At 61.6% G+C, this 237-nt stretch carries 1 pseudogene; it reads left to right on the top strand.

Annotation, left to right across the window (positions count from 1 at the left end):
- Positions 1-237: pseudogene (locus tag HBA93_RS23460) on the top strand (DNA-binding protein); the annotation flags it as partial.

Raw genomic sequence — 237 nt, 5'->3', positions numbered from 1 at the left:
CGTTTCCACCAATATCGTGAAGCAGCGCCTGCGGTTGGCTTCCGTCGCGCCCTCGCTGCTCAACCTCTATGCCGAGGACGGCGTGACGCTCGAACAGCTCATGGCTTTCACCGTCAATCCCGATCACAGCCGTCAGGAACAGGTCTGGGACGCGATCAAGGATAGCTGGTCGAAGGAGCCGCACCAGATCCGCCGCATGTTGACCGAAACAACGGTACGCGCCTCCGACAAGCGGGC

Source organism: Ochrobactrum sp. SFR4, from assembly GCF_019730395.1.
Lineage (GTDB): Bacteria > Pseudomonadota > Alphaproteobacteria > Rhizobiales > Rhizobiaceae > Pseudochrobactrum.
Note: the sequence above shows the minus strand (reverse complement) of the source record. Positions and strands in the feature narration are given on the sequence as shown.